This window comes from Anaeromicrobium sp., from assembly GCF_025210435.1.
GTDB lineage: Bacteria > Bacillota > Clostridia > Peptostreptococcales > Thermotaleaceae > Anaeromicrobium.
This window is the reverse complement of record NZ_JAOART010000068.1, coordinates 1-6,598: the sequence shown is the minus strand read 5'-3', so window position 1 is coordinate 6,598 and position 6,598 is coordinate 1. Positions and strand designations below refer to the sequence as shown.

Below are 6,598 nucleotides of genomic sequence, written 5' to 3'. Positions count from 1 at the left end.
ATTTTGAATGTCTAGTATTAGATATGAACCCACATTTAGGGCATTGGCTTCCTTCTCTTGTACTTTTAGCAACAATGTATACTTTGTTACCTTCTTCAAATTGGTTTAATATCTTTATATCCTTCAATTTTATTACCACCTGTACGAGCAAACTATTAATTTAATTCTACTACTCATATAGGGTTTGGTTTTATTGAAGAAATATTGTGAAAAATAATATCACCAAAATTGCGTGAGAACCAGATTTAAATGTAGATCAACAAACTGAAGTCTACTTTACCACAAAATATACAAAATCTACTTCTTTAAATACTACTTTTCTAATTTTATGTCCATATAATTCTACAAATTCGTCCCAATGGTCTTCAAAAATTCTTCTAAATCTACTAGCCATAATACACCTTTCATTTATTCATAGGTAAAACTTTACATATATTCTTTAACGTTTTCATTCCAAGGGCTACACCCATATTATTATATCAAAAAATAATTAACTTCCCTTAACAAAAACAAAGCAACTCAATCACACATTAACTTAATAAGTGTATGAGTTGCTTTGTTTATTGGTCTAACTTTGACAAATCAAATGCTTCTATAGTATTATCTTTGTATGATACATATAGACGTTCTTTATGTATAAAAATTCTATGTATTAAATTATCTTTTGTTTTCATAGTCCACAATATTTCTCCACCATCATTTTTAAGCTCTAATAGTACTATACTATCCTTAAAATTCAAAAACATATATTTCCCATAATTATACTCATCTTCGATCTCATTTGAGAATTCAAGTTCCCAAAGTGGATTCAAATTTTGTCCATGAAAATGTAATCTTGACTTAAATACACTGTAAACATCACCTTTTCCAGTTTTCATATAAAACCCTTCTAGCCATTCACGAAGTTCTCTATCTTTTACATTTTTAACAATATAAAAAGAATCTGTATGCTTATGACTATCTCTATTATTCAAGGCCACAAACTCATAAGGATATTTACCTATTATTGCCCCACTCTTTGGGTCAAACTCATAAAATGCATCACTAAATGTATGTCTATATAAGTACCTATCTTTGTACCTATATAAGTCAATAGGTCCAGTTTTCCACCCTCTTTCACTCTTCCAAGCAAGTTGTTCCGTGTTATAGTTTAGCCCATATGTTGCTTCATCATGTCCATATGAAAATATTACTAAATCATCATACAATAAAACACCCCAGTCTAACCTTATATTATCCCAGGATTTTTTAATTTTATAATCTAACAATAGTTCATCCTTATTTGTATCAAACACAACTACCTTGTCATCAGAAGTTGTTGCCAATATTCCATTAGATGCGGTTAGATTATAAAAGGACTCATCGTCTCCGTAGGGAATTTCAATTTTTTTTACAACATTCAAAGAATTGTCATCTATAACATAATATGTTCCATACCCTGATTGGATATATAAATTTTTCTCATCTGTAGCATGTAAGTGCATTATTCCAATCCCTTTAAATTCCCAAATTTTATCTAGTTCAACGCTATTTTTACTTGGCAGTGAAATTGTATTGTTTTTTTGTTTTATACTTTGCTCTCTCTCAACATTCTCTGTTCTTATTGAACCTGTAATAACATACATGACAATCAAAGTAAATAATATTACTGCAAAAACATAAACTTGCCACTCTTTTTTTTGCACTTTTCTTCACCTCTTGCAACTTTTTCTTTTAATATTTAAAAATGTAGATTCAAAGAAATATTTCTTCACCTCTACATTTTATCATCTTTTCACCATAATTTTACAATTAAATTTTTATGGTACAAATATATCAAAATCAGGTTGCTTAGTGACACTTGGCAATGACCTAAAGAAAGGGTCTGTTTCTTTTTTAGTGTGCATCCTTGTCTTTGTTTCTGTTATAGTTGGACCCATTCCAGGTGTAGATAGACCGTAGCAGACTACAATAACCTCAACATCATGAGTTTTTGCTGCATTTGCTGTAAAGAGCTTATAATTTCCCCCTAAAGCCAATCCAACTTTCGTTACATCAATAGGATCAAAATCATTCTTAGATTTTAATTTTAAAACTTGTACAACTGTGGCACTTCCACTTGGAGTTTGTTTCTTGAATTTAAATGTTTTTGGGTTATTCAAAAACTTTATAAATTCTTCTGTAGCATCTTTAAAGATATCGGGTCCTATTGTTCCTCCACTAGCAGTATAAACAACGGGCTTATTCCAATCTGGATCATAATCAAGATTTTTTGCTTTATATTCTTCCAATACTCCTGCACCAAATTTATCCGTATCAAATTTTATAGCCATTAGAGAAGCAGTTGTGACTACAAAATCGAAATTAAAAGCTAGTCCCCATCCAACTGTTTCATATACTTTTTCACCAGCCCATTCGGCACTTTTTTCTATGGTACGTTTACGTACAGTAGTAGCCAATGGATTATTTATTATATCTATTGGTGTAGGCTTGAATGAATATATTGCCGATTCTGGCTCTATAACAAACTGAAGTCTACTTGTACCTGCATAATGATTTATCACTTTTATTCTAAAAGGTTTTGTTTCCCCAGCTTTAATAACGCAATTTTCTGCTATTCCTATCGTTCCTTCTGGTGGAAGACGCCTTTCAACTCCTTTAGTAATATCATTAGCTTTTATAGAAAATTTAGGACTGTCAATATTTTTTTCATTTCTAATTATTACATCAAAATATGCTCCTTTATGAGTTGCAAAAATAGGTACTTCACTAATTGGATTTACTGCAACAACGGTAAAATCCAAAATAAGTTTTTCTTTTAGAGCCTTCTCGTACCCATGAAACCTATCTTTATTAGCTTTATGGTCATTTTCAAATATCCACTCTCCATTAAGAAAATGTTTCACATGTTTCCTATAATCTTGCATCATCTTTTCTAGTGCTACATCTACACCATCTCTTGTTTCAATGTCCTTTATGTAATTTATGTAGGTATCTGAACCAATATTTTCTAAAGAAACTTCAAAGGAGCCTGTTTTACAATGTATAACATCAGAAGGTTTGCTTTCTTTATTTTCTGGCGAACCACTTACTCCAAATATTTGTAGCTTGTAGTCTTTGTTATATTCATCAAATTGTATATGTATTTTAGATTCTGTTACATATTTTTGTGCTGAATCTTTAGGTCTTGAGAATATATAAGAGCCTGACTCTTCAATTTTAAGAAACTTATGCTTAGTAGAATCCTTATCAGTGACATCCTTAACTTTGACAGCAGCATTATTAAAACCATAAATAATTCTAAATGTTCCTCGATTTCCTTTCTTATCTATTAATTGGATTCCAGGTGCATCAATAATTGAAATATTTGTCCCTGTCTCAAATATTAGTTCTTTTTTATTGTTTTCAAAGTTTGAATCCTTATACTTATCATCTGTGCAAAATGCTCTAATATTAAATTGTACACTTGTAGCTCCAACATCTTCTGCCCTTACCATAAATTCAATTGTCGCACTTTCCTCTTTGTTTGGAGGAATAGGATCTACAAAAACAGTTTTTAACTCATTCATATTTTTATCATATAGTCTCACTATAGTTTTGGGACTAATCTTATTTTTTTTATTTTTTATACGTACTTCAAATGTCAATACATCATTTTCAAACACTTTATCGTCAGGCTGTAGTTCTATGTTTTTCCTAATAATTTTTATTGGTTCAGAAGTAATGGATATATCATAGTATATAGGCTTAGAACCTGTCTCTACTGGATATTTAGTGACACTTGTCGATTCCCCATTTGAAGCAATTATATCTAATACATAAGCTTTATTATATTCCTTAAATCTTATTTTAGCAGAATTTTCTGTAATAGGGACAGTTGCCATAAGTTCACTGCCATTTTTAATAATAGTCTCTGTGCTATTTGCTCCTGGCGTAAAAGTTATTGTCATCCCTAATCCATCGTTATGAACTTTGTGCTTTACATTTGTTGGTTGCCCTACTACTACTTGATTATGATTCTTTGCTTTTAATTTAAATGTACAAGAACCACCTGCGGAATTTTTAACATATATATAGTAGCAAACTCCTGCCCTTACAGACACTCCCTTAACAATATCATCTGGCTGTCCAACTCCAGGGAATTCTGTAGAATTTCCTAAGAGAGTACTATTTCTATCCTTACTTGTATATACAAATAGATCTAAATTATTACTTAACCCTGCCGAATTTATCCAAAAATTCGCATTCCCGTCTTTCGTAAATTTAACCTTATACCATTTTCCTTCTTCAGATTCACTCATATCATCATTATAAACAACATCCTCTGAAATTTCTCTAGCTGTTTCACTAGTCACTCCCGATACTGTATATTCTACTATTTCTTCATTATTTCTAGTATTTGAATCTGTATAATCAGAATCTCTACTTTCAACAATAATTTTAAACTTAGCCTTTCCATCAACAACATCTTCTTGCCTTATTGTTGTACTTAAAGATGCTTTATTAGTATCTCCCGGTCTCACACTTGGCTCATTGTCATAGTCTAACTCATTTCCAGTTCTATCTTTTAATATTACCTTATATTCGGGACTTTCATCATTTTTTTCATAGTTCTCTACTTGAACATTAAAGTCAACTACTTGTCCTATAGCAAATGGAGGTGCTTGGTCAGTTGTTACATCTTTAATTCCTAAATCAAACTCTTTACTGCCACCAGAGCTTTGAGGATAATTTCTTGCTTTAATTATAATTTCTCCATATCTATTATTACGGTTCTCAACACTAATATAATAATATCTTCCAGCTTCTACAGGGATTTCTTTAATAATCTCATCTCTCCCTACCCCTCTTGTAGAACTTCCTAATTCTCTACTTCCTGCACTTTCTCTTTCATGAACATATAAATTGACATCATGCTTCGGATCTTCAGGTCTTAACCAGAAATTCGCTAAACCATCTTCATCAAATTTAACCTTAAACCACTTAGCATCTTCTACTTCGTTCATGGTATAATTATAATCCTTATTATCATAAATTCTTATTGCCATTTTATATTCCTCCTTTAAGTTATTTTTTTAATCTTTCATCATTTTCTAAGCTATTGAGTTATCTTGTGAAAAGATGTGATTAGAGGTTATAAACAATCTCTAATCACATAGTTAATTTAATTAATTAAGCTTTGCACTCTACTAAGATACTGTGTTCATCTGAAGTTATATATTTTGTATCAATAAATTCAATATCGAATGTGTATCTTAACATTCCACTAACAATATCTTCTGGCTTTATTACTGTACTTAAATTTATATTACTCATAGTGCCCGGCTGTATAGGGGGAATATCAACATAATCTCTATCTAAACCCTTGCTATCTTTTAAGATTAAAATGGATTGTCGATTACTTAGATTCCCTGAATTTCTTATTTTTGCCACAAGATTAATTTCTTTACCTGGGATAACTAAATTTGTTTGAGTAATAGAATCAATTGACATTTCTAAGTCTCCTGCTTTTGCATCATAAGAGTTTGGCTTATTTATTTTATAAGGTCCGAAATATCCTTTTGTAACATTACCTGCATTATCTACTCCTTTATAGTGAATATAGTTATCTCCATGGTTTTTTAACAACAATGTTCTTGTATAATCATTCCAACTAGTAGGTATTACTACAGAATTTGTTATTTGACATTTCTTTTCTCTAATAGAACTTACGTTATCTATATAATCTAATCTTAATATAGTATAATTACTTTCACTATCTAAAGTGCTCGCAGTTACTATTGGTCCTGTTTTATCTATTGTGTATGGACCAAAGTATCCGGTTTTAACATTTTGTGCATTATCTACTGCTCTATAATGAATAAAATGGTTTCCTTCTGCTGACAATATCACTGGTGCTTTATAATTAGTCCAAGTAATAGGTATATCAATAGAGTTTGTCACTTGATATTGCCTTTCTTTTATTCCACTTTCTTTATCTATATAATTTAAAGCCACTTCTATATTGCTATTTTTAATACTGTAATCTGTATTGCTTGCTTCTACTATTGGTACAATTTTCTCAACATCGGTCTTTACAGTATATTCATTGGACCATTCACTTTCTATTTCATTTGATCCTATAGTTTTAATATAAAATAAGTAAGTTTCATCATACTCTGAGTAGGTTATTTCAAAGGTGTTTCCTTCTGAAATACGATCTATTTCTCCTCCTCTATGATCTGCCAAAATAGTGGTATGGCTATTTAATCCTGGAGTAAATATTATTTTTACTTTTTTACCATTCACTACAGTTGTTACATTAGTTGGTAATTCAGGTAATTTCATTAACTCCACTACTGGAATTTCAGATCCTGATATATTTTTTAGATATGGGTATCCATTATTTATACTCCAGATATTATTGAAATCCCAATTTACAAAGGTATTTTTATGTTTCATATAATCTGTTGTTTTTCCAGTAAAATATTCATCCTTTAGGGTAACTCCTAGCTTTGTTTTATCATGATATGTGTTTTCAATTCTAGCAACATTTCTCCATCCAAAATCACCTAACGGTTTTATCCTCCCAGTATCTTTATTTAAAAAGTTTGTCATATCTACAGCACAATAACTATTT

At 30.5% G+C, this 6,598-nt stretch carries 4 protein-coding genes; all 4 read right to left on the bottom strand.

The window, feature by feature from the left end; translation table 11 throughout:
• Positions 1 to 271: 271 nt before the first annotated feature.
• Positions 272 to 394, bottom strand: coding sequence for a hypothetical protein (locus N4A57_RS08380; protein ID WP_293657503.1), 123 nt, complete (start codon positions 392 to 394; stop codon positions 272 to 274).
• A gap of 166 nt (positions 395 to 560) precedes the next feature.
• The gene (locus N4A57_RS08375; protein ID WP_293657501.1) at positions 561 to 1,685 is read right to left on the bottom strand and encodes a hypothetical protein; all 1,125 of its coding nucleotides are present in this window, start codon (positions 1,683 to 1,685) and stop codon (positions 561 to 563) included.
• A gap of 114 nt (positions 1,686 to 1,799) precedes the next feature.
• A complete protein-coding gene (locus N4A57_RS08370) occupies positions 1,800 to 5,027 on the bottom strand; it encodes a hypothetical protein (RefSeq protein WP_293657500.1) in 3,228 nt (1,075 codons plus the stop codon).
• 124 nt (positions 5,028 to 5,151) lie between these two features.
• Positions 5,152 to 6,598: OmpL47-type beta-barrel domain-containing protein (locus N4A57_RS08365; RefSeq protein ID WP_330671486.1), on the bottom strand; the 1,447-nt coding region annotated here is incomplete at its 5' end.

Excerpts from the sequence above, each read along its gene's own strand:
- N4A57_RS08380 (WP_293657503.1), bottom strand. The coding sequence starts at position 394 with ATGGCTAGTAGATTTAGAAGAATTTTTGAAGACCATTGGGACGAATTT.
- N4A57_RS08370 (WP_293657500.1), bottom strand. The coding sequence starts at position 5,027 with ATGGCAATAAGAATTTATGATAATAAGGATTATAATTATACCATGAAC.